Origin of the sequence: Litorimonas sp. (assembly GCA_029936425.1) — a bacterium.
Taxonomy (GTDB): domain Bacteria; phylum Pseudomonadota; class Alphaproteobacteria; order Caulobacterales; family Maricaulaceae; genus Litorimonas.
This window is the reverse complement of sequence record JAPYSU010000001.1, coordinates 302,039-326,494: the sequence shown is the minus strand read 5'-3', so window position 1 is coordinate 326,494 and position 24,456 is coordinate 302,039. Positions and strand designations below refer to the sequence as shown.

Here is a 24,456-nt window from a genome sequence, read left to right as displayed (position 1 = left end):
TTTCTGATCCCGCCTATTTCATCAAGAGGGGAAACAATTCCGGATTGCCGAGAATAAATTTGGTAACGAAATTTGTCCCGAACCTTGTGTCGCGTGCGAAGTGTTTCTTTTTATCACTTATACATTTCAGAAGCATTTTCCCCTGCGTATTCAATGTGTGCGCCATATAGTCTGTCTGAAGGTTGCCGTGCCAGACGACGCCCATCTTATTGACCGTATAGCGGTCCGCCTCTTCTTCGACGCACCCTGCTTTTATATGCGCGTTCAGAACTTTCATGGCTGGGGCGTAACGACGGCAATCTTTAAACTGTTCTAGCAGTGATTTATCTATTTCCTTGAATCTTGGAAACATAACCATGAGGCGGTCGAGTACGCCGTCCAGTCCAATGGGCTGCATCGTTGTCGAGGAAACGCCGTATGCGTCAATATTGGCGATATAGTCCTCTATCTTGTCGGGGTTGATAGAGACCATGTCCTTTACATTGCCGCGCGCCGCGCAGCCCACCCCGATGATATCCTGCCGCCCGCAATGCGCGGTTTGATATTGCGAGGGGCGGTTTCGCTTGGAGAAGGTCTCCGCGATTGTATTGTGATAACCGTGTTTGGTCATGAAATCATAGCCGAATTCGCGCATCGCCAAGAGCTGCCACATTGTCCCCGGCTGTTCCAATCGCTCTTTTATGATGAGCTTGTGCATGGGCCGATAAGGGAGATAAACCGTCCCAAACAGATCGGCTTCTTCGGGTTTGTACTGATTGACCAGCGTGTCGAGGTCCTCGACAAATCCGTCAAAAGTCTGCCCCGGAAGATCATACATAAGGTCAACACACCGGTCGCCTTTGTAATTAATCTTTTCCAGATTGGTAAAAAGCTCATCAATGTCTTCGCGGCTATCCACCCGTCCGATTTGCTTGCGAAGCACGGGGTCAAAGGTTTCTATGCCGAAGGTTACGCGGTCAAAGCCGAAATCTTTGACCAGTTTCAGCTTTTCAATATCTTTGAAAGATCGCGGCTCGCCCGTGAAGGTTTTCTCGATCACGTCGTAATTCGGGACGACCTTTTTCAAATGGGTGAAGAGTCGTTCCATTCCCTTAAGAGAGAGCGTCGAGGGCGTCCCGCCGCCAATATATATGGCCGTGAAGTTTCGCGCCTGCACATAGGGCTGCGCCATATACCAGTCGATTTCCTTAATCAGATAATCGACATACAGGTCGAGCCTGTCCTTTGACTGGCGCGGATAATGGTTCTTGTTGAAATTACAGTAATGGCAGAAGGATTTGCAGTAAGGCACATGAATATACATCATGATGTCGTCGTTTAAATGACCGCCCTCATCTTTTAATTTAAGCAAGTTTTCATTGACTTGATCCCGGGTTTGCCAATCCCAATCCATTGTTCCGAAATTTGGCATGATGAAATGGGTGATCGCATAAAGACGGTCAAAGGGCGTTGGCTGAGGCGGGTTTGGTCCGTAATAATATGGCGTGAAATCTATTTTGGACATAAGGAGCCTCTTTTTGGATCGACATAAAATTCTGGTGATTTCGGGGGTCTTGGCGCGGTGGAGAGACAGTTTTCGACAGTCTCTTTTGCAGCGCGGAAGCAATTTTCAATCGAAGCCCCTTTGATATAATCTCCGGTAAAATAGAGACCTGGATATTCAGCTTGCGCGACCCGCAGATCTGATCTGAATTTGGATTCATTCAGGGTGTAGCCACAGAGCCCCCGCTCCCAACTTCGGCGTTTAAAAGCCTGGCAGGAATTTCCGTTCAAATGGAAGTAAGCTAGCCCTTGTTTTTCAGCGATTGAGAGGAGCTGCGCATCCGGCATTGAATGCGAGTTCAGGGCTTGGGCCGCTGCGCCGCTAAAGGTGTAACGCACCCAGTTGAGATCATTTATACCGTAAGCCCCGATATTGCTGAGCGCAGACTCCGATGCGAAAGTCAGCGCCCGTAGGTCTGTTTCGAAGACAGGTCTCTCATACTTCGCGACAATGACTGTGACAGGGAAATATCTCGGTTGTCTCAAAGCGCGTGAGATTCCTGGAAAGTCAGACTTTGTGAGTTTAGCGGCGCCGTAGGCTGGCAACGCGATAATCACCTTTGAATATAGCTCCATGAAGCCATCGCCTGTTAAAGCGTAGAAACCGTTTGTATTTCGCAGCGCTTTTACTGATGTCCGTAATTTGGTTTGAATGTCCGGATCCGCCTGAAAAGCCGAAAACACATTTTCCAGTGGCGAGGTAATTTGCTCATATTCGTCCTGCAACATTTGCAGATGCGTCCCGAAATTTTCCAATGTTATTTGATCCGGTTCGGCTCCGTTCATGCGAACCGTCAAGGCTCTGGCTATGGATTTTGAGAATTTTCCGGAGAAGTAATCTGTCAGTGTCTGTGACCCCTCCCTCACGAGCGCTTTGAAATAAGGACCTGACAAATCCCCATTTGCCCTGTCCGCCTGCACAGCTCTCCACGCGCGCCTTAATTTCCACAAATCGAGAATTGTTGTGGAGCGAAGCAGGGTAAGAAACTGCTCCCTTTTCTTTTTGGAATTAAAGGGTAGGACTTTTCCATTCGAAAGACGGGCAGAGTTCAAGCCAAAATATTCGTATTTCGGCTTTCCGTAATGGGCGAGGAACCGCCTGAATTCTTTATAGTGAAACCCAATATTTTTGCCGCCAAGACAGATTTCCCGGCCCTGCAGGTGAGAGAGAGCCATTCGACCGCCAAGCCGGTCCGATGATTCGTAGAGATCAACCTGATGTCCTTGCCGCGCAAGATAATAAGCCGCGGCCATGCCGGACACACCGCCGCCAATGACTGCAACTTTGTAGTGTAGTTTTTCGCTCACCCCGAATGTCTTTCATAGCGGGCCAGCAGTTTTCGGTGAATCAGCTTTATATGGCTTTGATAGTGAACGCAGGCTTGACTGTTTTGCAGGAATATCCCGTCAAAGGATAAGGATTGCAGCTTCCCTCGCCGGTAAGCCGGATTGAAAATGCGGCACTCAATAAAAAGATCATCCGACAGGTTGATAAAGCCGGAAAAACGCATGTCGCAAGCTTCCAGCACAAAGCCGTAATCATATCCCACATCATAGAAAAGATGCGGTATAGCCAGCCCTACCTGCCTTCCAGCTTCGATAATATAAAGGCCCGGAAGGTGATCTCTGACATGTTCGAAGAAATACGGATGATCCGGAATTATTCTGACTTTGGCCATATATATGACCTGTCCGGTTTCATCCGTTTTTGGCGTAATGGACGATATAAAAACGTTATTGCCAAATTGTTTGTGAACGTCCGCTTGGCGTACAGGAACAGCTACGGAGGGAAGACCCCCTTTTGCCGCCTCCTTTACATGGACCGTCATAGTCGACACTACTCACCTCACAACTTAATGGTGTGATGATTAGGTTATAATCTTTTTAGTTGTCAATATATTTGTTGCAACTTTTTGGTGTAGTTATAAAAGAGGGCCCGCAAGGCGCAGTAAATTTTCCTTCCAGCGAATAGAAAAACTTCGTTTCTTCCAGAGCTCGCGCTCAATGAGATGGGAGTTTTCAATGTAGTCCTCAACAACCCGGGACAAGGCTTTGTGAAAAAAACGGTCATAGACGGCCATGGTAATTTCAAGGTTGAGGTAGAAACTGCGCATATCGACATTCACTGTGCCGACAAAACAAATATCGTCATCAATCAATATGGATTTGGTATGGAGCATTCCGCCCTGATAGCGATAAATCTGTACGCCGGCCCGGAGCATTTCGGAGAAGACGGCCTGCCCCGCGAAACGCGCCATGAGGGAGTCGACTTTGTGAGGGAGTATAACTCTCACCTCCAAGCCGCGCTTGGCCGCATTGCAAAGGGCCAGAACAATGGCTTCGTCCGGAACAAAATAGGGCGTGGTGATCGTAATTTTTTTCTGCGCTCCAAAAATAGCCGACACGATCACCTCATATATCAAGCTTGAATAGGATTCAGGGCCAGACGGAATAAGTTGCAGCACGGCGTCCCGGGCAAAATTCTCATTCCGCGTATGCTGCGGTAATTTCATGATGTCTGATTTGTCAAAATCCGTGCCGACATGGTCAAAAATAAAGTCGGTATTAAAGACGACTGCCAAAGAGGAGACGATATGCCCCTCCAGACGGATCATTATATCAACCCAGGCCCCGACATTGGCATCCCGTTTGAAATAGTCCGGGTCCGCCAGATTGAGACTGCCCGTATAGCCAATGGACTGATCTATAACGATAATTTTCCGGTGGTTTCGTAGATCCGTCCGTTTAGAGACCGATTTCAATATACCCACGGAAAGCGAGGCCTCAACTCGAACGCCGACCTGCATCATACTGCGCGGCCAGTGGCTTTTCAGAAAGGTCTTGCTGCCGAAATCATCGGCCAGCACGCGGCAGTCCACGCCGCGTTTTGCCGCCCGAATAATAGCTTCCAACACCTCATTCACCCGGCCCTGCGGATCAATAATATAGAACTCTAAAAACAGGTGTTCTTTAGCGTCATCGATATCTTTTATAAGCACATCAAAAAGAGCATGTGCATCGGAATATAGTTTTATTTTATTTCCGATGGAGGGATTAAAACCTGTTTCTTTCGTGATAACTTTGGACATATGCCGAAAATAATCCGACACCTCCAATTCTTTTCTAATCGTCTCAGCCTCATCAATTTCGTAAGCATCCTGAAAATGCCGCCTAATTTTTGGGCCGAGTTTAAGGCGTTTTCGACCCAAACGGTGATCTCCGAAAAGAAAGTAGATGAGAAGCCCGATAACAGGTAAAGCCGCTATCACCATGAGCCATGCCAGGGTCGTATGTACAGCGAGTCGGCGGCTGATAACCCGGAAGGAGAAAATAATTACAACGATTATATGCAGGAGCAGTGTTATCGGTGCGCCGAACATATCGCCCCCATTTTTAAATTATAGTTTCTAATTATCCCGATTGAGTTACCCTTTCGAGAACAATTCGTTCCTTTAGCCGTAAAGTCCGTATGCAACTAAAAGTCCTGACATGGAATATTCAAGCTGGCATCGGCACGCAAGCCGCGCATCAATATGCGTCTCAGGCCTATAGACAGGTCTTACATACCCCTGCCAAAAAACGCACTCTCAAACAGATTGCCAAACTCTTGAAAGATTATGATCTCGTCGCTCTGCAGGAAGTTGATTTGGGCGGCCGGCGGTCCAACTTTCAAAATCAAGTCGAATTGCTTCAATCCTACGCCAAATTCCCGCATGTTGTGTCTCAGGAAAACCGGGTTATCGGCCGCGTATCCCGGCACGGAAATGCCATTTTTTCCAAATACCCTATTCTGGAGGCGGAAGATTTAAAGCTTCCCGGGAGCCGCTCAGGGCGAGGCGTCTTGATTGCCAAAATTGATTTACCCAAACCTATTTACTTCGCCAATACGCATTTAAGTCTGGGACTGGCCGACCAGAATCTCCAATCCCATTTTATCTCTGAAAATATCCCTGAGGACGGAGCGCTGATCGTTGCCGGTGACATGAATTGCGGCTCTAATTCAACGCCGATGAAATCCCTCTCAGAAAACTGCAAACTCAACATACTGACTGAACCCCACGATAAAAGCTATCCAAGCTGGAAGCCGAGAAAAGATTATGATCACATATTAGCGGATAAACGGCTTGGCCCTGCCAAAGCGGATGTGGTCCAATGCTTATTATCGGATCACCGGCCCGTTCAAACCACACTCAATCTAAAAGGGTGAATGTTTTACGCTTCGTTCAGAGGAACGTTCGCTAAATTCAAACGTAATAATTACACCTAGAAAAAAGACTGTTTTGTATGAGTAGAAGGGATAAACTCATGCCTATAATATTTAAAAAACCTGCCTTGCTCATCAATCTTTCTTCCGGCAGCGCGACCGACATTTCCGAAGAAATTACGAAGATGATGACAGAGAAAGGTCATAGCGCGCCTGATTGTTTTATTTCTGAAGGGGATGAAATTTCAGAGCAATTCAAGGCTCTCAAAGCCAGCAAGCCTGACCTTATAATTGTTTTTGGCGGTGATGGAACCTGCCGATCCGCAGCGGAAATTGCACGTGAGGATGATATACCTCTTATTGCTTTGCCCGGCGGCACCATGAACATTCTGCCCAGAGAGCTTTATAAAACGATTGAATGGAAGGAGGCTCTCTCACTTGCATTGAGTCAGAAAGAACCGCGTTGGCATAAGGCCGGACTGTTAAACGGATCGCCGTTTTACTGCGGCGCCATTATTGGCGCGCCGACGCGTATGGCTAATGTCCGCGAAAATGTAAGGCAGGGACAGCTATCCGAAGCCGTTACCGCAATTCCTAAAGTCGTCGAATCCGTAACGGAGGGCAAGACGTTTTCCTATCATGTCGACGGTAATCCTACCGACCTTCAGGCCAATGCCATTCTTTTATCCTTTCCCTCAGACGCGGAAAATAGCCAAGGCGATCCAGAGATGGATATGGCGTCCGTTATGCCGCTCAGCGTCGGCGAATTGTTAAAAGTCGGGGCCCAGAGTCTTTTAATGGACTGGCGCGAGTCTGAAAATATAGACTCGAAAAGAATTCGTTTGCTGGAAATTAAAGGACAAGGCCGGTTTGAGACTCTTCTGGATGGAGAGGCAGAGATTGTATCCTGCCCCATAACCGTTACATTGAAAAAAGAGGGTGTAAAAGTAATGGCCCCAAAGCCAAAAATTTAATCATCAGGATTTCATGACGTCTATTATCCAATTTGCAGATATCCATTTCGGGGTCGAAGACAAGGAAGCCATGAGCTGTGTTAAAGCCTCTATCGAAAAGCTCGAACCGGATCTTATCGTCATTTGCGGGGACATCACCCAAAATGGGTCAGATGAGGAATTTAAAGCGGCCCGGGAGTGGATTCAGACCTTAAATGGCCCCAAGCTCATTACTCCCGGAAATCATGATACGCCCATATATGGGCTGATAGAGCGTTTTACGCGCCCTTTTGCGAAATATAAAAAATGGATAGAACCGCTCAGCATTCCCTATTTCACCAATGAGGATGTGACCATTTTGCCTTATAATTCTGCCCGGGGCTGGCAGTTCGGATTTGACTGGTCTCTTGGGGCTGTCAATTTGAAGGATTTGGCAGACTTAACGCGAAAGTTGAAGCGATTGAGCCAAGGCGGGGTCGAAATGATAATGGCGCATCATCCTATGATTTACCCTGAGCTCTCGCCTCTTCAAAAATTAACCAAAAACGGCTCGGAAACTCTGAAATATTTAAGTCACAATAATGTCGACGTTGTTTTAACGGGACATGTTCATGTGCCATTTGCAATTGAACGCCAGCCCAATGAAACGGAAATAATGTCTATTGGGGCGGGTACACTTTCCCGGCGCCGCAGAAATAAACCGGCCAGCTTCAACCACATCTCCGTGGACCAAAAAATGATTAAAGTCAGCGCGGTCGAATTCACGGAGGGCGAGTTTTTATCAACTGAAACATTTTCAAAGCGTATCGATTCTCTGCACAGTCGTCGCCCCCTCAAACCGTCAAACGAAAGAAATTTAGGTCATGACAAATTATCCTGAAATGGATCATGCCGCTCTGGATGAGCATGAGAAAATTGTTCAGCATATCGAGAACCTGGCCACCCTCATGGACAGCCAGTTCAAACTACCGGGCACAGGCATCAATTTAGGCCTCGATTCTATCGTCGGTTTAATTCCCGCGATAGGCGATACAGCCAGCCTGGGCATTTCAGGGTATATCCTTATGCAAGCCGCAAGGCTTAATCCCCCAAAACGTAAGATGGTCCGAATGGGGTTCAATATTTTCGTGGATTGGCTCATCGGCCTTATCCCTCTTATAGGGGATATTTTTGATGTGGGCTGGAAAGCCAACAACCGAAATGCAAAAATGATGCGCGAGTTTCACGAACAGAGAAAAAGCCGAGAGCCCATTGATGTCACCCCGCCACGCTCCAGACTATAAGCTTCATCACATCAGATAATTGGCCATAAAAAAACCGCCCTGAGGCGGTTTTTCGTTATTTATTTATATTATCTATTGAGGCGTATCTTCGTCGTTATCAGGACTATCTTCCTCTGGTTTCTCAACGTCAATAGTTGGCAGTTCAACCGTGGTTTCCTCCGTTCCCGTCTCTACGGTCGGAACTTCGACTTCAACTGTTTCAGATTCAACATCGACAGTTGGCATATCAACTTCTGTTTCTGTAGTGCCAACTTCTACATCTGCGACTTCAGCGTCAAACTCAGGCATATTGCCATCTTCAACCGACACATCAACTTCAGGTAAGCGTGCTTCTTCTTCTTGGTCGACATCGACTAAATACAAGGCTGCAACCGCCACACCTATAATTACGACAGCGCCAATTGCGATTCCAGCAATTTTGCCGCCTGATGATTTTTCATTATATTCGTTACTCATTATATCTCTCCTATATTCAAGTTATTATGTTATGGGGTCGTTTGCTTACGCGCTCGATTTTGGTCCGACAAAGAACCAGACGATGAAGCCAACAAGCGGGAAGATCACAACAAATAGCGTCCAAAGAACCTTGGCCAATGTAGATGCACCGGAACCAATAATGTTAATGACCGCCCAAATAATCAGAACCAAGTGAATTAAACCTAGTAATCCTTCGAGCATATTTATTCTCCGTTATTACAGCGGCACAATTGCCGCCTCACACCTTACTAACAAGGACTTCACGAAATTGTTCCCGAGTTTTAAAGTAAATAAAATAGGAACGGCCTTGCTGCGCAGAGCGTATTTTCCGTCCAAGTGACAATTTATTCTGGACTCAATAATGCGGCCTGCGCCAAACCTCATGCGGTATAGCGAAGATAGCGAACCTGGAATTTCCCGGCACAAGCGGGGGCAAAGCTTTTATTATAAGCTCCCAGACGGAAAAACTCTGAAAGCGAAAGAGACTCTCACGCGCATCAAGTCCTTAGGCTTGCCGCCTGCCTATGAGGATGTCTGGATATGTCTGGATGAGTTTGGACATCTACAGGCGACGGGAAGGGATGCAAAAGGCCGAAAGCAATATCTCTACCATGAAGATTGGGCGCAATTTCGGGCCACTCAAAAATTCGATAAATTAATAGATTTCGGAAACTATCTCCCGTCTCTGCGGCGACGGGTTCGTCGAGACCTTAGAGACAATACGGCCTCTAAAAAATGTGTCAGCGCCGCCTTGACGCGTTTAATCGACAAAACCTCCATGCGAATTGGAACCCAGGCCTATGCTGATGAAAATGGAAGTTATGGCGCCACAACCCTCCGGCACAAACATGTGAGATATGATGATGGCTCACTGGTGTTTAACTTTAAAGCCAAGGGCGGAAAAGATGTGAAACTGACGATGAATGATAAGAATCTTCACAATACCTTGGAGGAGATCGACAGTCTGCCCGGTCAAAGACTGTTTCAATACCTATCTGACACCGGAGATATATGCGCGCTCGATAGCTCTGACGTAAATCAGTATATTGGCGACGAATTTTCGGCAAAAACGTTTCGAACCTGGCGCGGCACTGTTGCCGCCTTCAAAGTTGCCGTGAGAAATGACGCCCCCACAATTAAAGCGATGAGTGAAGCGGCGGCAGAAGAACTCCACAATACACCGGCAATTTGCCGGACGAGTTACATCCATCCAAATGTGATTGATCTGGCAACAGAAGAAGCAGGTAACAGGGCTAAACTTATTGAAAAGGTGAGCGGCATGACCAAGCGAGGCCTACGCAAATATGAAGCCCAATGCCTCGCCTTTCTTGAATCATAGTTTTTTCGGATTAACCGCTCTTTATTCCCGCTCCTCTCGGAACCATTCCAGGTCATAAACTCTTATTTAAGGTATCTATTAAGCAAGTGTACCAAGGAGCCCTCGAAATGCGTTTTATCTTACGAACCATTGCCGCCGCCGCAATCTCTCTCATCGTTAAGGAAGCCCTAACCCGGGAGTCTCAGACATCTGTTTCTAAAGCCTCTTCACGAACATCAGAAAAGGTAAACTAAAATTACCTCCTCCAAATTCGAAAGCTGGATGGCCATGGCACCGGCCAACATCATATTGATATTTTTATCGATACTCGGCGCCTACGCGGCTTTGATAATTTTGACGCGGATTGCTGGCGTTCGCAGCTTTTCCAAAATGAGCGGGTTTGACTTTGCCGTCACCGTTGCGATCGGGTCTATCTTTGCGTCGATTGTGATGGGCAAATCTGTCTCTCTGGCGCAGGGCGTTGTTGTCCTCACACTATTATATGTCTGTCAGATCGGGTTTGCCTTTCTGCGGAGCCGCGTAAGCTGGCTCCCAAAACTTGTTGATAACAATCCGCGTTTGATTATGATCGGAAGGGATATCCAGTATGATCAGCTCCGCAAAGCGAAAATGAGCGAATCCGATTTGATGGCCAAGCTGAGGGAAGCAAATGTGGGCAATTTAGACACTATTCAGATTGTGGTCGCGGAAACGACAGGCGATGTGTCTGTCCTTCATCATCAGGACAATCCGCTAAGTCCGGAAATATATAAACACCTTCGCGGCGCGGAAAGATTGCCCTAAATTCTGTTTCATTTATATACCGAACGCCAATAGAGCATCTGCCAATTTGGCAAAAGCCGCCTGATTCGCCCCTTTCACATAATCAATGTGCTCTCCGTTTTTACCCTTTTCCTTACAAGAGTCATGAATTCGCGTCATGATCTCTTTCAGCTTGCCGTCCAATGTTTCAAAATCGCCCTTTTCAAAAGCGGCGTTCTGACTCATTTCCAGTCCGCTCAAGGCCACTCCTCCGGCATTGGACGCTTTGCCCGGTGCGTATAGGATTTTACTCTCTCGAATGATCTTAGCCGCTTTGGCGGTGCAGGGCATATTTGCGCCTTCCGCAAGCGCAAGAATTTCATTTTTCTTCAAATTTTCTGCGTCCTTTTCATGCAGCTCATTTTGGGTTGCGCAGGGTAAGGCAATATCGGCCTTGATATGCCAAGGGGTTTTGCCGGGAGAAAAAGATGTCTCGCTGAATTTTTCGACACAGGCTTCCAAACTGGTTCCGGTTTTGGATTTTAACTCCTTGATGAATTCAATTTGATCCTCGCTAAATCCGGATTTGTTATGGAGCGTCCCTTTACTGTCAGAAAGGGTGAGGACTTTTGCTTTTAACTGCGTGGCTTTTTCTGCCGCGTGAAGCGCGACATTTCCGGCTCCGGAAATCAATATGGTCTTTCCGCTCAGCCTATCGAGATGCGCGTCGAGCATATCCGAAAGGAAATAGATCAAACCATAGCCAGTTGCCTCTACGCGAACGGGAGAGCCGCCATATGACAGCCCCTTTCCTGTCAATGTGCCTGAAAAGCTATTCGTGAGTTTCTGATATCGTCCATAGAGGTAACCGATTTCTCGAGAGCCTACATTTATATCGCCTGCAGGGACATCTGTCCGAGGACCGATATGACGATGAAGTTCATCCATGAAAGCTTGACAGAACCTCATAATTTCACGGTTGGAACAGCCAGAAGGATCAAAATCAGAGCCGCCTTTGCCGCCGCCCATAGGCAGGCCTGTCAGGGCATTTTTGAAAGTCTGTTCAAAGGCGAGAAACTTGAGAACAGACAGATTGACGCTCGGGTGGAAGCGAATTCCGCCTTTGTAGGGCCCTATGGCCCCGCAATTCTGCACCCGCCATCCCTGATTAATACGAATATTGCCCTTGTCATCTTCCCAACAGACCCGAAAGGTAATGATGCGATCCGGAACGGTTAAACGTTCGAAAATGCGGGATTCCTGCAGTCGTTTGTCGCATTCTATAACATCTGTGAGTGTTTCGCCGACCTCTCTTACAGCTTGAAGAAATTCTTCTTCACCTTTATTGCGGGCTTCAATCCGGTCCATGACATCGGACCATTCATATTTTTTCTCTGACATAAAAATCCTCGAATAAATCTGAAAATGCAACGCAAGGCATAGACAGGCGTTCCTGAGAAGAAATTCACTATAGGCTCTAGAACTCTCACAATGACGTGACTTTTTGTTGTTGGCCATCCGAATAGCAAGGGGCTGAGACGCAGCTGTAATGGAACACAATCAAAAAATGAGCGTAGATTTTGTAAGTTATGAACAAACAAACCGAACATAAATCAATCCTCATCGTTGAGGACGATCCTTTCATCGCGATGGATTTGGAAGATACGTTTACTGATGCCGGCTTTACAGTCATTGGCCCCGTTGCGGATGTTAAATCCGGCCTAACTCTTATTAAACGTCAAAGGCCGGATATTGCGACCCTTGATTACAATCTGGGACGCGAAAACAGCGTTCCTATTGCCAATGCATTGGAGGATTTAAGCGTCCCCTACATCTTCTTGTCCGGCCAGATGCGCAGAGTTATCGAAAATCATGATATCCCCGCGCAAAGTATTGTCGGCAAGCCATACGTGCCCTCTAAATTATTGAAAATAATACGTTATATGATTGACAAAGCCGCGCCGTCTTCCGGCTTGGCTTTTGGCTAAATCAGACACATCCGGGAGTTGAGGATAAAACCTTGATGCGAACACCGGATGGCGGGGAAGGCCGTTAACACCGGGTCGCACCAAGGCCACCACGCTTCACAGCGCAGTGCGCAAAGCCATATTGTCTTTGACGGCCCATGCATTAACCTAAGATATTTAAACTGCTTTTATTTCAATTTATCGGTCTTTATCCCCGTCCCGCAATCCAATCCTGACTGTGCTCTTGCTCCAGAAGGTAAGCGGGGTTGGAAATCATTTTCTGGGACATTTCATAATGCTGCCGAACTTCGGCCTTATCCACGGCAGAAGGAAGTAACTCTTCCGCCGAGGTTTTTAATTTTTCCAACTGCTCCAAAACACTTTCTTTATAAGCTTTCGTGTCCACGACTGCGGCGATTTCAGTTAAAACCGTCATCATTTTTATGGACGTATTTCGATCTGTAGCGATATAGGCTCGCGACTGATCGCAAATCGTGTCAAGAAATTGGTCAAATGTGACGGGATACGCTATCAGACGTAAATCCCCCTGCTCGTCATACCGGTATGGACTGGGCTCCACCACTTTCGAGAACTGTTTCAAGGCGCTGTGAAACCAATTAATACAGTTTATCGCGGTGAATGGATCATTTACTCCGGGGGACAGCGCTCTGGCAAGAATTTCAACAAGCTCGTCCGCCAGAAAGAGAATGTTCTGATACGCTGAACGAGAGTGACCCGTCGCAAATCCATCCAGGAAGTCCAGCTCTTCATCTTCAGACAGTTCTTTGTCCGCCCAGACCCGAGCCAATATATCCCCCTTCGTCACGAAATCCCCAGGACGATATTCTATCTTGGCAACAGCGTCCCACTTGGAACACAAATTTAAAAGAGCGTCTTCGTTGAGAGTTTGAATAAACCCTTCAAATACTGACCGTATGGTCTGAGCGTCCTCTAGTTTGTACTCGTTAATATCAATGGTTTTTTCTTCTCTGGATTGCCCAATAGTTTCCGGGTAACGCTTTTCGATATCATCGGACAGACGACGTCCTACTCGGCTTGTAATATTCCCGACGTTCAGAGTTTCCGGAATATGATGAATGAAATAAATTAGAACGCCGACACTCATCAAGGTCAGCCCCATTGCCACGAGCAAGGAAATATTGGGCACAAATTCGGTTATGGCATTTTCTACCTCGCGCCCATCGCCTGTTCTGGCCACACGCAAAATAAGCAGACAGTAAATAAATGTGGAGGTAAAGGTTCCCAGCGTGACTTGATTGCCGCGATCCCGCATGAAATTTCCGATCAGACGAGGACCATATTGCCCCGCTGCACTGGTAACAGCGACCATAGTAATCGAGAAGGTTGTCGCCGCTACACCAATCATGGATCCGGCAATCGTCGCCAGTATGGTCCGGGCTCCGGTAGCTTTATTTGATAAAAAGAAAATAGACTCGTCGGAGACCTGTAAGCCGTAAATTTCGTCCAGAGCAATTGTAACATATGCGAGGACTATCGCCCCAAACGCCATTAGCCCGGGAATGAAATAGTAACTGCTCTGTAGATCCTGCCAGATCTTTATGAGACGTGCGCTCATGTTTTGGACTTGGACTTTTTAGAAGCTTTTTCCGAAGGCTCTTTTCCTTCTGATTTTTGGGCTTCAAGCGCTTTGAAACGTGATTTTGGCGCTACACCGTCTTTCGGAACAGGCCATCCTTCACGTTGGGACTGACGATCTCCATCAATTTCCTCGGTCTGGTCATGTATAAGCTGAACTTTCGTATCATAAGGCATATCAATTTTGGCCTCATCCAATGCAAGTTTAACTGCCCGCAAAACAGCCGCCTTATTCATCACGACATCCGCCCGACGGCTATCCGTCCACCACCTCGCCCGAATAGTGACCCAGCTTGCGGCTAAATCCCAGACAAAAGCCTGCGGCTCATGTTCCTTGTCTACATGTTCCAGCTCGCCGATTGCTTTTTTAATAACGGAACATGCCTGATCAATATCATCTCCATAACCGATACCAATGTCATATTGATCCCGCCTGGACGATTCACCCGTCTTAACAAGAACGGCATTTGTATAAATTTCGCTATTAGGAATAACAGCTCTTTGTCCGTCATAAGTTTTTACAATCGTGGCCCGGGTCTCGATTTTTTCAACCGTTCCTTCAAAACCGGAAGCCTCAATCTGATCGCCAATTTCAAAAGGTTGACGCAATAATATCAAAAGACCCGCCAACCAATTCTGCAATATGTCTTTGAACGCAAAACCGATTGCCACCGAGGAAACGCCGAGCCCAGCAATTAGGTCTCCGGGTTTGAGAGTGGGAACTACAATTGTTGCGGCAATGAGAAAGCCAAAGAGCACGATAACCCATTTGGAAAAACCGCCCAATACTTCGCCCAAATTACCTCGGTTACGCGATTCACTGGTTTTCAGAATTAATCTTCTCACCATGACAGCGGCAATGATGAAAAGAACAAGGACGATAAGAGCCACAACCATATTTGGAAGGGATTTTATGAAGCCATCAACCCAGGCGTCTACACGTTCCAGAGCCATAACCGGATCTACATCAATTTCGCCGGGAACGTCCTCTGCTACACTCTTATTCTCGGTCTGATCCTGCGTCTCTTGAAACATATTAGGCCTTTTTCAATTCGGAATGAGATTTGAGCACATTATCGCCGTCATCTTGTTCAATATAATAAGCTGGCTCGGATTCACTCGCGTCTCGGGTCACTTCAGACCCCTTGATTTTACGAGTTACTTTTTCTGTATATACGGTTTTGATTATGCCCGTTCCTGTTCCGTCACCCCAGTTCCACTGGACTTTTGTGTCTTTATCATAAGCTGTCATTGGACCCTCCTATTGCGAGGCTTACGCTTTTGCGAGTTTGGGGTTCCTAAATATTTTTTCATAAATCATCAGTTTTCACTCCGGTTTTACGGAACCGAAGAGAGTCCAGACGGTTATTAAGTCAAGATACAGTAACCCTAACTCAAAACGACAAGTCCCATGCTAAAACTCTTTTTTGCCAGCTCTGCCATGATCCCCGTGATTTTCATGTCTCTGAATGTTCAGGCTGAAAATAATGGAAATATTTCGGCGACTTCTCAGGATCAGAGTTATGCTTTGTCAGTTGAACAGAAACTCGATCGCATGAGCGAATGCCGCTCAGGCGAAATCCCGGTTTATTTTCACGATGCCTATATTACGCAGCATTCTGCTGAACTCATTAATATGGCTTCAGAAGTTACGCGAGACTGCGAGATCGAGTCTTTTAAGGTCACACTTTATGACAATGAAGAGCAGCCAGAGATTATGGCTGATCGCAAAACTGAAGTTACATTATATCTCGCGGCGACCAATTCCGGTGTGCCTGTTCAGACGCGTGTCGAGGAAAGTCAGCGGGATTCTCTCTGGCTTAATGGGCGCAGAGCTGTTATTGAATTTGACCTTAAGAGCAGAACAGATCTGGTTTCGACCAGCTAGTCTTCAAAGTCAGTCCATATATGAAACCACTCATCAAGCGCGTTGCGCACTACGCCGATGTAGGTCCCCGTCATTTTGAAGGTCTTGCAAATCTTCCTCATAAAATAGAAGTTCATAAAGCCGGGCAAGAAATTGTCTCGGAAGGCGAAACTGTAGATTTCGTTTTTATCATCGAATCGGGATGGGCCATCCGGTTTGATCTTCTGGAGGACGGCCGTCGCCAGATTCTTAACTTTATGCTCCCAGGCGATTGTTTTGATATGATGTCGCTGACTAACGCGGAGTCTGACCACAGCGTATCGGCCGCCACCAACTTGACTCTGCGCCGATTGAAAGCGACAGATTTTCTGGCGGCTATTCGGCAAGAACCGCTTCTGGCGGCTGCTTTCTGGTGGGTTGCGGTTCAAGAGGAAGCCATTTTAAGAGAACAGATCATTCGAGTTGGAAGGCGCTCTGCCAAAGAGAGAGTGGGACATCTGATTTTAGAATTGAACAGGCGCGTCGCTGCGACCTCCGGAAAATTGGAGAATTTCCTGTATCTACCTGTTCCGCAATCACTGCTCGCGGACATGTTAGGGCTTTCCGTGGTTCATATTTCTCGAACTTTGACCAAGTTAAAGGCTGAAAAACTCATCCGTACAACGTCTGACGGTGTTCAGATTCTGGACCGTGAACGTCTCGAGCAAGTGTCGAATTTCGATAGCCGCTATCTACACCTCGAAAAACTTAAATTTTAAATTTTCATCAAAAAAGCCCCGCATGGAGGCAAGGCGGTTACTTAATTTGTGATACAGCGTTTTCTTAACACGCCTAATTTTTGTACACTAATCCGGCAATTGATTTAGGCAATCCTTATCATCAAAATCACATAATATGCCTAGAGTCGCAATGTCACTCTTTAATACTGGCCTCTCGAGTAAATCAGATACAAAATCAACCATTAAGGCCTGCCTTAATAGGGCAACCATTTCTAAATGATTTAATTCACCGTAAATGTTTACGTCGACATTATCATTTGGAATAGCGTTAAAATCAGAATGTTCAACGACCTTATCTTTATCAGACGCATAGATAAAAGTAGGTGATTTCACTCCATTCAGTTTTGCTATTAAATCAGTATCTTTTGATGTTGTTCCAGATTTATCATAAATAATTTGAATTGCATCCTCAAGCGTCTCTTGGCGGATAAACTTCGCATATATCTTATCTTTATAAAAAATGTCGTAAATCGCTTTAGCTGAGTGGTCAAAGTCGGTCATTGGGGCAAATAAATAAAGTCTGGCATTGTCAATTCCCTGCTCGACCTCGCTTGCTGCTAATGCCCCCATTGAAAACCCAATGAGATGCACTTTTGCTGGATTTAATCTTTGAATTTCAGCAATAAGAGGAGATGCGTAATCTAGACCAAATTTAAACGTCTCCGAATTCTCAGCGCTTGGTATAACGATGACGTCTGCGCCAGTCATGAGTTGCAGCCATTTTTGGTGAACGAATAAAGTCTGAGTGGGCTGGGTATATCCAGCAAAGACCAATATTAAATGGTTCTCAAGGGGTTTTGCGCTTTCAACACTGTCATTATTGGCTTCGTAACGCCAAATCTTATGATTATCACTGATATGAAAATTAAATTTTAGACTCTTAATTGCGTCAGTATCGCCTAAACCTATTCCTTTAACACAGTAATTTTTGCGATCACAGAATTGTCGCTCAACAGTCCAATCCGAGATATTACTTTTTATATTTGATTTTTTCGGGCTTGTTATTTCATTGGCTATAAATGAAGCGCACCCGCTCAAACCAATTGACAACACCCCTAAAGTAAATCCTTTTACCATCATTAGGGTTTCTCTCTTAAAAACCCTTGATGTAATATAATTCACTATAGGCCCTCCATGGCCTGGGGTATGGTTTGTGGTATGATTTGCGGTATCGTTTCCGAAATTCCTGCGTAAGAATTTTTGTAATTCCAAAATAAAAGCCTCATGCTGTAATTTTGTACAGTATGAGGCTTCCAGTAAATTAATTAAAGCTAAAATTGCAAACTAAGTGACCGCCTTGGCTTGGACGCGACCTGTGAAATTTTATATCTGAAAACGCCGGTCTTTAGCCATGATGGAAAAAGAGAGCCTGGCTGATCGCGGCTTTCACATTTTCAGGCCGGAAGGGCTTACTGATAAGATAGGCGGGTTCCGGTTTGTCTCCGGTCAAAAGACGTTCCGGGAAAGCCGTAATGAAAATCACCGGCACGTCATAATCACCTAGAATCTCTGTGACAGCCTCGATACCCGAGCTGCCGTCAGCCAATTGAACATCGGCGAGCACAATTCCCGGTTTCTTCTTCTCGGCCGCCTTAACGGCCTCCGTATGCGTTGCGGCAATAGCATCTACAGTATGGCCCAGCTCCTCGACCAAGCCTTCAATATCGGCCGCGATAATGGGCTCATCTTCAATAATAAGCACATTTGTCCGAAGCTCTTTTTCAATGTCCGCCTCAGCCTGTTCCAGCAAAGTCTTGGCGTCTGATGAAGAGATCCCCATAATCACAGCGATTTCCTCTACGGACATGCCTTCCAGGGCATTTAGCAAGAAAGCCTGACGGGAGGTCGGGGTCAATTTGTGAATTCTGACGGACTGAGCGTCCGCACCGGGAACATCATCTGATTCCAGTTGAGCGCCTGTTGTATTCCAAATCCCCAAAAACATTTGGAATAGCGCAATTTTTGGACTTAGTGAGTCATCCATATCGACATCGCCGGCGACCAAAGCTTGCAATGCCGTTCGCACATAAGCATCCCCGCCTGATTGTGTTCCCGTCAGCGCGCGGGCAAACCGCCGCAAATATGGTAATTGCGGAGCATATTTCTCTACCAGACTCATAATTTTCCCTTCAAACAGTCATGTGACTTAAACATAATATATAACTTAGGCAATCAATGTATGAATTACACTTATCGCACATACGCAATGGGAACCAAGTAAGTTCCAAAGCGTATTTAAAAATTCACGGGTATAAGAAGGGCCACACAAGAATGACGCATGATGCGAAGAACCAAAATGAAAAGCTTTCCAAATCTGGTGATGAATTTGCGAAAGATCCGCTGAAAGATAAAATCGGCACAAACCTCCGTCAGCTTTACAATACTGTTGTCGACGAACCTGTCCCTGATGACTTTCTTGCTCTTCTGGAACAAGCGGATAAGGGCAAATAAAGTGACTGATAACACTGACACCCAAAAGAAGAAAATGGCTTCGGGCGATACGCCCTACGATCCTAATGACACGACGCCTTGGGCGCCTCTGGATGAAGATTTGTTCAAAAAAGAACTCACTGAGCTAATCCCGCATTTGCGCGCCTTTTCCCGCTCACTTTGCGGAAACGCCACGCTTGCGGATGACGTCGCTCAGGATGCAATGCTGAAAGCCTGGAAATCGAGAGATAAATTCAAACCCGGCTCAAATCTCAAGGCCTGGACATTCACTATTTTGCGAAATCAATTTTATTCCATTAAGCGCCGGTCCTGGAGAGCAACCTCACTGGATCAGGAAGTCGCTGAACAGACCATCGTAGCAAATTCCGATCAGGAAAAATCCGTTCAGCTTAATGAACTTCGCCGGGGGCTGGACAGCTTAAAGGAAGACCAGCGCGAAGCGCTTATTCTTGTCGGCGCCTCAGGACTATCCTACGAAGAAGCGGCTGAAATCTGTGATTGTGCAGTCGGGACCATAAAAAGTCGGGTGAGCCGGGCACGAAAAGCGCTCGAGACCGTAATGGAGTCAGGAACCTTTGACACAAAGGCTGATAAAGTTGGAGCTATGGATGCAATTAGTTCAATATTGGGCGAGGCAGATACGATCTCAGGGCGATAAGATCGTCTTGTTTACAGACCATGGGACTAAGCGGGGAAGGCTGACCCTTGTTAAAGAGTAAGTTAAAATTCTCAATGAAAGATTTGAGGATCCGTTTTGGCGTGATCCTGGGATTATGTTTGCTTCCGATTCTTATTTTTTCAGTTTTTCTTTCTTTTAAAACAGAAAATCCTATTACTGTCGTCGTCTGTCTCCTGGCGCTGGCTTTTGCTTATGTAGCCATTTGGATTTCTACCGATAAGCTTATTTTCCTACCTCTTCGCAAAATCCATCTGGCGTCTCTGAAGTTTTCCGGAGGCGATCTAGAAGCGCGAGTGGCTGACCTGAATCGGTCCCCTGATAAAATCACGTCAATTGGAACAGCTTTCAATGAAATGGCCGAAAATATCAGCATTCGTGAAGCCAGACTGCTGGATAATCTGGTGGAAAAGGAAACCTTGCTCCGGGAAATTCATCACCGCGTTAAAAACAACCTGCAGATCATTATTTCTCTATTGAACATGCAAGAAAGAAAATTGACTGATCTGGCCGGGCTGGACGCTATTCAGGAAACTCGCAGCCGCATAAACGCGATCGCTCTGGTTCACCGAGGCCTTTATGAGGGCGATGACCTCCGCCTTATCCGGATGGATGTTTTCCTCAAGCGGCTAATCGCCGAATTGGAAAGCGGACTCGAAGTAGAAGAGGCAGGCATTGATGTCTCGCTAAAAGTGGATTGCGATACGATGGAGCCTGACAATGTCATACCCGTCGCGTTATTCATTGTTGAGGCTTTGAGCAACTCCGTCAAACACGGTCTTCCCAATGGAGGCGATATTCAGATCATGCTCATTTGCGAAGATGAAACTATTTCCGTTTCAGTCGTCGATAATGGTCAAGGCACTGACGTAAATTCCCTGACAGGTGTCGGATATAAATTAATGCGAGGATTTGCCCGTCAATTAGGCGGAGAGTTCATTATTCAGACAAGAAAAAAGGGCCACGGCGTGACCCTCAAATTCCCTCTGAACTAAGAGGATTTATAGCAAGATTAGGTGTCTTTGCCTTGCAATTTCATAAGGGCCGTTTGAGCCGATTTGAGGTGGTTTTCCTCGCCCCCGTCCATACCTTCTGCGGAGCCCCTGACAAGCGCTTCCTCATCTTCTATCCACTGGGTTAAGAGCTCTTTCTTCTTGGCATCGCTCAGACTTTCATCAGCGACGAGCGCCTCTGGATTATCGTATTTTTCGTAATCTTGTTTCATAATATACTCCTCTTTCATACCCTATGAATATCTGTCTGGTTGGTTCCGTTTTGCAAGAGATTTATTGGAACGATTCCGCGGTTCATACCGTTGAAACAATATAATTACGCAATCTTGCATATACAAAAATAAGGAGCAATCAAATGGCGACTACAAAAAATTCTTCTAAAAAGAATGTTGTCTCTCTTTCATCTAAAGACGAAGACATTTCAAAACAACTTGAGACACTTCGCGCGGATATTTCAAAGCTAGCAGAGACAGTAAAGACTCAGGCCAAAGCAACGGCTTCGCAAAAGTCACAAGCTGTTAAAGATGTGACAGCTGAGAAAACACAAATTGCCAAAGACCGTTATGACGAATTGTCATCAAAAGCGGAAACGTCAATCAAGGACAATCCGTTGACGTCAGTTGCAATCGCTGTTGGGGCCGGCGTTATTCTTGGCGCCTTATCTCGCCGATAATCGCGAATGCTTAGAAAAGTATATTATCTGATTTCACTCATGTTGAAATCCAGAAAAGTAGTCTCGGACAAATCATTGTTCGGGATTATTTTTTCCTATGTTCTAATGACGATCGGTATAATTTTCTTGGGCTGCGCTGCTTTCCTGTTTCTACAAGATCAATTCTCTACAGAAATATCATTTACTGTACTTGGGATTTTAACATTAATCGTAGCTTTGATCCTTCACTTGCGGGCCAAAAATAAGTTAAAGCCTAAAGAAGAAGACATGCCTGTCGGTCTGGAAGATGATCCTTTAAGCGCTTTCCTGCCGGATATAATTAAAGAGAATGAAACTGTAAAAAATTTAGTGTCACAAGTATCGCATAACCCTATAATGGCAACCGCAGCTGCAGTCACATTAGGGATGTTACTGTCACGGGAATTTTTTGAGGATTAAGACAAATGGAAAATGAAACTGAAAAAGTTGATGAAGTAGACGCTAAGACGGGGACTCGCGTCAAAGGTATGACAAGTGTTTTGGGCTTGTCCATCACAGCTATTGTCATAATTATGATTGTCGTTTTAGCTATTTTCTTTCTTTAAGCTATGAGGCGATATATTTGATCAGACCACCTGAATATGTTGGTACTGACGCTAGATATTGCTGAAAGCCCGGCCTGAAGTTTCAGGCCGGGCTTTTTCTATTTATTTATGCGGCTTGACTAGCCGGACGGTCATGTCGCCCCTCGCGAATCTCTTCGACGATTTTGGCATTGAAGGCCTTGAGATCATCGGGAGACCGGCTGGTGATGATTCCGTTACTCACAGCAACTTCTTTATCCACCCAATTGGCGCCTGCATTGCGCAGATCGTCCTGAATGGACGGATAAGATGTCATTTCGCGTCCTTTAACAATATCTGCACTGATCAATACCCACGGCGCGTGACAGATCGCTGCGATGACTTTGCCTTCCTCGGCAAAATTGCGAACCAGCAGTTTCACCGATTCTTCCGTGCGGAGAGTGTCAGGATTACCCAGCCCCCCTGGAAGGACAATTGCGTCGTAATCTTTTGACTTGGCATCCTTGATCAACAGATCCGGCTTGATAGAGCGGCTATCTTCTTTACCGGCGGATATTTCATCCATCTCAAGCGAGGCGAGGTGAACCTTCGCGCCCGATTTAGTTAGATGTTCATGTGGTGAGAATAATTCGTCTTCCTGAAAACCGTTTGTTGCGACGATGAGGACTTTAGCTTCGTTTATATCAGTCATTTCCTACTCCATATTTCTAGAGAAACCGCGGACGCATCTGAGGTGAGTCTATTACAAGCGCGATGCCGAAATCGGCGTCTTGTTAATCAAACGAGGAAAACAGGGAAATGTTGCGTTAAAGCCCGGTAATTGATGCGCCATCCGTTTGTGCGCTCTTTTGTGAAAGGGTTTAAAGCCCTATCTCGGAGGCGCTCCAGACACAGTCAAAAGTCATTCCGTTCTTGTCCCATTTAAGGTTTGGCCGCCCTTTAAAAGTGGACCGGGTCATTTTCATGAGCACTCTTAATCCGAATCCGCTTGTTTTGGTCGGGGGCGAAATTTCTTCCTGAACGCTTTCATTCCATTCGACGTAAAACCGGTTCGCGTCGGGATTGTGTTTCATCGAAATTTTAAGACTCCCGCCTTTTTCAGAAAGCGCGCCATATTTTATCGCATTTGTTAGAAGCTCATTCAAAGTCAGGCATAAAGTCTGCGCGCCGGGCCCGTTCAGGACGAAATGATCAATATCCATTTCAACTCTGGAGTCGTTATCCAGCGAGGCAAGAATTTCCGAGGCTATTTCTTTGACTGTAGCGCTTCGTGTTTCCGATTTAAGTGTTAGGTCGTTCAGGGTTCCAAGAGCCTGAATACGTCCGAGAAACGCTCTTTCTAATTCTTCGATGTTCTTCGATGACCGAACCGCCATTCTGAAAATACCGCTTACCAGAGACAAGCTGTTTTTCACCCTATGAGCCATTTCATGTACAAGAAGCTCATTGCGCTCTCTGGCCGCCATGAGCTCGGAGACATCCAGTAAAACGCCGATCAGTATTTCATCCCCGGCCTCGGATGTAATAAACTTACCGCGTCCATCAACCCAGATCGTGTCCCCTTTAGCATTTCGAATTCTATATTGAGCGTCATAAAGAACACGTTTTTTCCGCGCCGAATCAATAGCAGCCTTCACCCTCTCGCGGTCAACCGGATGAATGGAATCTAAATACTCTTTTGCGGGAAAAGTATCGGCCTTTTCCCAAAGTCCGGTAATTGATTTCGCCACACTGTCCAGAGAACACTCATTTTGAGTCATGTTCCACATCCAGCGTCCAACCCCAACTGCCTGTGGAGCAATTTCATACCATTCTTCTTCACTCAGTCTATTGAAACGGTTGGACATTGTTGTATTCATTGACTCTATATTTACCTAGTGTGCTTACACTGTAACTAAATGGAACAAACGGAATAATTCAATCGTTCCGCTCAGAATTCGTAAAAGGTATTGTTTTTTAATGTCAAAGTCGGTGCTCATTGTCGAAGACGATCCCCTGATCGCCATGGATATGGAGGATTTCTTTGAATCGAGAAACTATGACATATTAGGACCTGCTTTCAACGTCGTTGAGGCTTTAGAGCTCTTGAAAGAACAACAGCCTGATTACGCGACTCTCGACTATAATCTCGGCAATGAGACCAGTCTCCCGATTGCCGATATTTTATATGATTCCGAAGTGCCATTTGTTTTTGTCACGGGTCGGGTGGCCGAAATCAAGCGTGAAAACAATTTACCGACCGCTCCTGTCCTGACCAAACCCGTCCTTTACACAGAAATTTTGGACTATTTTGATTAAAAGATGGGCGCTA

The 24,456-nt window shown here is 46.1% G+C and carries 32 protein-coding genes; 17 read left to right on the top strand and 15 right to left on the bottom strand.

Translation table 11 applies throughout. The features are described from left to right. Nucleotides 1-13 precede the first annotated feature (13 nt). From ACN0IC_RS01630 to cls, 4 genes are all read right to left on the bottom strand, one after another. Nucleotides 14-1,504, bottom strand: a complete 1,491-nt coding sequence (locus ACN0IC_RS01630) for a coproporphyrinogen-III oxidase family protein (RefSeq protein ID WP_416877002.1) — start codon at nucleotides 1,502-1,504, stop codon at nucleotides 14-16. Continuing rightward, the gene (locus tag ACN0IC_RS01625) at nucleotides 1,492-2,850 is read right to left on the bottom strand and encodes a protoporphyrinogen/coproporphyrinogen oxidase (protein WP_416877001.1); all 1,359 of its coding nucleotides are present in this window, start codon (nucleotides 2,848-2,850) and stop codon (nucleotides 1,492-1,494) included. The genes ACN0IC_RS01630 and ACN0IC_RS01625 overlap by 13 nt, the downstream gene beginning before the upstream one ends. After that, nucleotides 2,847-3,371 carry an AfsA-related hotdog domain-containing protein gene (locus ACN0IC_RS01620; protein ID WP_416877063.1) on the bottom strand — a complete coding sequence of 175 codons (525 nt, stop codon included), beginning with the start codon at nucleotides 3,369-3,371 and terminating at the stop codon, nucleotides 2,847-2,849. The genes ACN0IC_RS01625 and ACN0IC_RS01620 overlap by 4 nt, the downstream gene beginning before the upstream one ends. A 93-nt stretch (nucleotides 3,372-3,464) precedes the next feature. After that, nucleotides 3,465-4,922, bottom strand: a complete 1,458-nt coding sequence (gene cls, locus ACN0IC_RS01615) for a cardiolipin synthase (RefSeq protein ID WP_416877000.1) — start codon at nucleotides 4,920-4,922, stop codon at nucleotides 3,465-3,467. Nucleotides 4,923-5,011: 89 nt separating this feature from the next. On the opposite strand from cls, the gene ACN0IC_RS01610 reads away from it, so the two are divergent. The 4 genes from ACN0IC_RS01610 (at nucleotide 5,012) to ACN0IC_RS01595 (ending at nucleotide 7,982) form a co-directional block, all read left to right on the top strand. Next, on the top strand, nucleotides 5,012-5,749 hold the full coding sequence (locus ACN0IC_RS01610) for an endonuclease/exonuclease/phosphatase family protein (RefSeq protein ID WP_416876999.1): 738 nt from the start codon (nucleotides 5,012-5,014) through the stop codon (nucleotides 5,747-5,749). 98 nt (nucleotides 5,750-5,847) lie between these two features. Continuing rightward, nucleotides 5,848-6,720, top strand: a complete 873-nt coding sequence (locus tag ACN0IC_RS01605) for a diacylglycerol/lipid kinase family protein (protein ID WP_416876998.1) — start codon at nucleotides 5,848-5,850, stop codon at nucleotides 6,718-6,720. 13 nt (nucleotides 6,721-6,733) lie between these two features. Beyond that, entirely contained in the window at nucleotides 6,734-7,579 is an 846-nt protein-coding gene (locus ACN0IC_RS01600) for a metallophosphoesterase family protein (protein ID WP_416876997.1), read from the top strand. Then, complete coding sequence (locus ACN0IC_RS01595) at nucleotides 7,563-7,982, top strand: DUF4112 domain-containing protein (RefSeq protein ID WP_416876996.1); 420 nt, start codon at nucleotides 7,563-7,565, stop codon at nucleotides 7,980-7,982. Before ACN0IC_RS01600 ends, ACN0IC_RS01595 begins: the two co-directional genes overlap by 17 nt. A gap of 72 nt (nucleotides 7,983-8,054) precedes the next feature. Here the strand turns inward: ACN0IC_RS01595 and ACN0IC_RS01590 are convergent, their stop codons facing one another. Both ACN0IC_RS01590 and ACN0IC_RS01585 read right to left on the bottom strand, forming a co-directional pair. Next, nucleotides 8,055-8,438, bottom strand: a complete 384-nt coding sequence (locus ACN0IC_RS01590; protein WP_416876995.1) for a hypothetical protein — start codon at nucleotides 8,436-8,438, stop codon at nucleotides 8,055-8,057. Nucleotides 8,439-8,483: 45 nt separating this feature from the next. Continuing rightward, a complete protein-coding gene (locus ACN0IC_RS01585; protein ID WP_416876994.1) occupies nucleotides 8,484-8,660 on the bottom strand; it encodes a PLD nuclease N-terminal domain-containing protein in 177 nt (58 codons plus the stop codon). 160 nt (nucleotides 8,661-8,820) lie between these two features. Here ACN0IC_RS01585 and ACN0IC_RS01580 point away from each other — a divergent pair, with 160 nt between their 5' ends. From ACN0IC_RS01580 to ACN0IC_RS01570, 3 genes are all read left to right on the top strand, one after another. Then, the gene (locus tag ACN0IC_RS01580; RefSeq protein WP_416876993.1) at nucleotides 8,821-9,798 is read left to right on the top strand and encodes a DNA topoisomerase IB; all 978 of its coding nucleotides are present in this window, start codon (nucleotides 8,821-8,823) and stop codon (nucleotides 9,796-9,798) included. A gap of 107 nt (nucleotides 9,799-9,905) precedes the next feature. Beyond that, nucleotides 9,906-10,031, top strand: a complete 126-nt coding sequence (locus ACN0IC_RS01575) for a hypothetical protein (protein ID WP_416876992.1) — start codon at nucleotides 9,906-9,908, stop codon at nucleotides 10,029-10,031. A gap of 34 nt (nucleotides 10,032-10,065) precedes the next feature. Continuing rightward, nucleotides 10,066-10,581, top strand: a complete 516-nt coding sequence (locus ACN0IC_RS01570) for a DUF421 domain-containing protein (protein WP_416876991.1) — start codon at nucleotides 10,066-10,068, stop codon at nucleotides 10,579-10,581. Nucleotides 10,582-10,593: 12 nt separating this feature from the next. Here the strand turns inward: ACN0IC_RS01570 and gdhA are convergent, their stop codons facing one another. After that, nucleotides 10,594-11,940, bottom strand: coding sequence for an NADP-specific glutamate dehydrogenase (gene gdhA / locus ACN0IC_RS01565; RefSeq protein ID WP_416876990.1), 1,347 nt, complete (start codon nucleotides 11,938-11,940; stop codon nucleotides 10,594-10,596). Nucleotides 11,941-12,128: 188 nt separating this feature from the next. On the opposite strand from gdhA, the gene ACN0IC_RS01560 reads away from it, so the two are divergent. Beyond that, nucleotides 12,129-12,527: a response regulator gene (locus ACN0IC_RS01560; protein WP_416876989.1), complete on the top strand. Its 399-nt coding sequence runs from the start codon at nucleotides 12,129-12,131 to the stop codon at nucleotides 12,525-12,527. Between the two features lie 187 nt (nucleotides 12,528-12,714). Here the strand turns inward: ACN0IC_RS01560 and ACN0IC_RS01555 are convergent, their stop codons facing one another. From ACN0IC_RS01555 to ACN0IC_RS01545, 3 genes are read right to left on the bottom strand one after another with little or no spacing between them, the layout of a single operon-like run. After that, nucleotides 12,715-14,103 carry a DUF2254 domain-containing protein gene (locus ACN0IC_RS01555; protein WP_416876988.1) on the bottom strand — a complete coding sequence of 463 codons (1,389 nt, stop codon included), beginning with the start codon at nucleotides 14,101-14,103 and terminating at the stop codon, nucleotides 12,715-12,717. Beyond that, the gene (locus ACN0IC_RS01550; protein WP_416876987.1) at nucleotides 14,100-15,158 is read right to left on the bottom strand and encodes a mechanosensitive ion channel family protein; all 1,059 of its coding nucleotides are present in this window, start codon (nucleotides 15,156-15,158) and stop codon (nucleotides 14,100-14,102) included. The genes ACN0IC_RS01555 and ACN0IC_RS01550 overlap by 4 nt, the downstream gene beginning before the upstream one ends. Nucleotide 15,159: 1 nt before the next feature. After that, a complete protein-coding gene (locus tag ACN0IC_RS01545) occupies nucleotides 15,160-15,375 on the bottom strand; it encodes a DUF2945 domain-containing protein (RefSeq protein ID WP_416876986.1) in 216 nt (71 codons plus the stop codon). Between the two features lie 159 nt (nucleotides 15,376-15,534). On the opposite strand from ACN0IC_RS01545, the gene ACN0IC_RS01540 reads away from it, so the two are divergent. Continuing rightward, on the top strand, nucleotides 15,535-16,011 hold the full coding sequence (locus ACN0IC_RS01540; RefSeq protein WP_416876985.1) for a hypothetical protein: 477 nt from the start codon (nucleotides 15,535-15,537) through the stop codon (nucleotides 16,009-16,011). A gap of 20 nt (nucleotides 16,012-16,031) precedes the next feature. After that, complete coding sequence (locus tag ACN0IC_RS01535; RefSeq protein ID WP_416876984.1) at nucleotides 16,032-16,748, top strand: Crp/Fnr family transcriptional regulator; 717 nt, start codon at nucleotides 16,032-16,034, stop codon at nucleotides 16,746-16,748. 87 nt (nucleotides 16,749-16,835) lie between these two features. On the opposite strand, the gene ACN0IC_RS01530 is transcribed toward ACN0IC_RS01535, so the two are convergent. Both ACN0IC_RS01530 and ACN0IC_RS01525 read right to left on the bottom strand, forming a co-directional pair. Then, nucleotides 16,836-17,891, bottom strand: a complete 1,056-nt coding sequence (locus tag ACN0IC_RS01530; RefSeq protein ID WP_416876983.1) for a hypothetical protein — start codon at nucleotides 17,889-17,891, stop codon at nucleotides 16,836-16,838. Nucleotides 17,892-18,114: 223 nt separating this feature from the next. Further along, complete coding sequence (locus ACN0IC_RS01525; protein WP_416876982.1) at nucleotides 18,115-18,888, bottom strand: response regulator; 774 nt, start codon at nucleotides 18,886-18,888, stop codon at nucleotides 18,115-18,117. A gap of 152 nt (nucleotides 18,889-19,040) precedes the next feature. On the opposite strand from ACN0IC_RS01525, the gene ACN0IC_RS01520 reads away from it, so the two are divergent. From ACN0IC_RS01520 to ACN0IC_RS01510, 3 genes are all read left to right on the top strand, one after another. Further along, on the top strand, nucleotides 19,041-19,220 hold the full coding sequence (locus ACN0IC_RS01520; protein WP_416876981.1) for a NepR family anti-sigma factor: 180 nt from the start codon (nucleotides 19,041-19,043) through the stop codon (nucleotides 19,218-19,220). 34 nt (nucleotides 19,221-19,254) lie between these two features. Then, nucleotides 19,255-19,878, top strand: a complete 624-nt coding sequence (locus tag ACN0IC_RS01515; protein ID WP_416877062.1) for a sigma-70 family RNA polymerase sigma factor — start codon at nucleotides 19,255-19,257, stop codon at nucleotides 19,876-19,878. 74 nt (nucleotides 19,879-19,952) lie between these two features. Continuing rightward, nucleotides 19,953-20,891: a sensor histidine kinase gene (locus ACN0IC_RS01510; protein WP_416876980.1), complete on the top strand. Its 939-nt coding sequence runs from the start codon at nucleotides 19,953-19,955 to the stop codon at nucleotides 20,889-20,891. A gap of 17 nt (nucleotides 20,892-20,908) precedes the next feature. On the opposite strand, the gene ACN0IC_RS01505 is transcribed toward ACN0IC_RS01510, so the two are convergent. Continuing rightward, nucleotides 20,909-21,121, bottom strand: coding sequence for a hypothetical protein (locus tag ACN0IC_RS01505; protein WP_416876979.1), 213 nt, complete (start codon nucleotides 21,119-21,121; stop codon nucleotides 20,909-20,911). Nucleotides 21,122-21,264: 143 nt separating this feature from the next. Here ACN0IC_RS01505 and ACN0IC_RS01500 point away from each other — a divergent pair, with 143 nt between their 5' ends. The 3 genes from ACN0IC_RS01500 to ACN0IC_RS01490 are packed head-to-tail and all read left to right on the top strand — an operon-like array spanning nucleotide 21,265 to nucleotide 22,166. Continuing rightward, nucleotides 21,265-21,582: a DUF883 family protein gene (locus tag ACN0IC_RS01500; protein WP_416876978.1), complete on the top strand. Its 318-nt coding sequence runs from the start codon at nucleotides 21,265-21,267 to the stop codon at nucleotides 21,580-21,582. 39 nt (nucleotides 21,583-21,621) lie between these two features. Next, nucleotides 21,622-22,020 carry a hypothetical protein gene (locus tag ACN0IC_RS01495; protein ID WP_416876977.1) on the top strand — a complete coding sequence of 133 codons (399 nt, stop codon included), beginning with the start codon at nucleotides 21,622-21,624 and terminating at the stop codon, nucleotides 22,018-22,020. Between the two features lie 5 nt (nucleotides 22,021-22,025). Next, nucleotides 22,026-22,166: a hypothetical protein gene (locus ACN0IC_RS01490; RefSeq protein WP_416876976.1), complete on the top strand. Its 141-nt coding sequence runs from the start codon at nucleotides 22,026-22,028 to the stop codon at nucleotides 22,164-22,166. 106 nt (nucleotides 22,167-22,272) lie between these two features. Here the strand turns inward: ACN0IC_RS01490 and ACN0IC_RS01485 are convergent, their stop codons facing one another. Then, nucleotides 22,273-22,836, bottom strand: a complete 564-nt coding sequence (locus tag ACN0IC_RS01485) for a type 1 glutamine amidotransferase domain-containing protein (RefSeq protein WP_416876975.1) — start codon at nucleotides 22,834-22,836, stop codon at nucleotides 22,273-22,275. A 169-nt stretch (nucleotides 22,837-23,005) separates the two neighbouring features. Beyond that, nucleotides 23,006-24,004: a sensor histidine kinase gene (locus ACN0IC_RS01480; RefSeq protein WP_416876974.1), complete on the bottom strand. Its 999-nt coding sequence runs from the start codon at nucleotides 24,002-24,004 to the stop codon at nucleotides 23,006-23,008. Between the two features lie 100 nt (nucleotides 24,005-24,104). On the opposite strand from ACN0IC_RS01480, the gene ACN0IC_RS01475 reads away from it, so the two are divergent. Beyond that, nucleotides 24,105-24,443, top strand: a complete 339-nt coding sequence (locus tag ACN0IC_RS01475) for a response regulator (RefSeq protein ID WP_416876973.1) — start codon at nucleotides 24,105-24,107, stop codon at nucleotides 24,441-24,443. Nucleotides 24,444-24,456 lie beyond the last annotated feature (13 nt).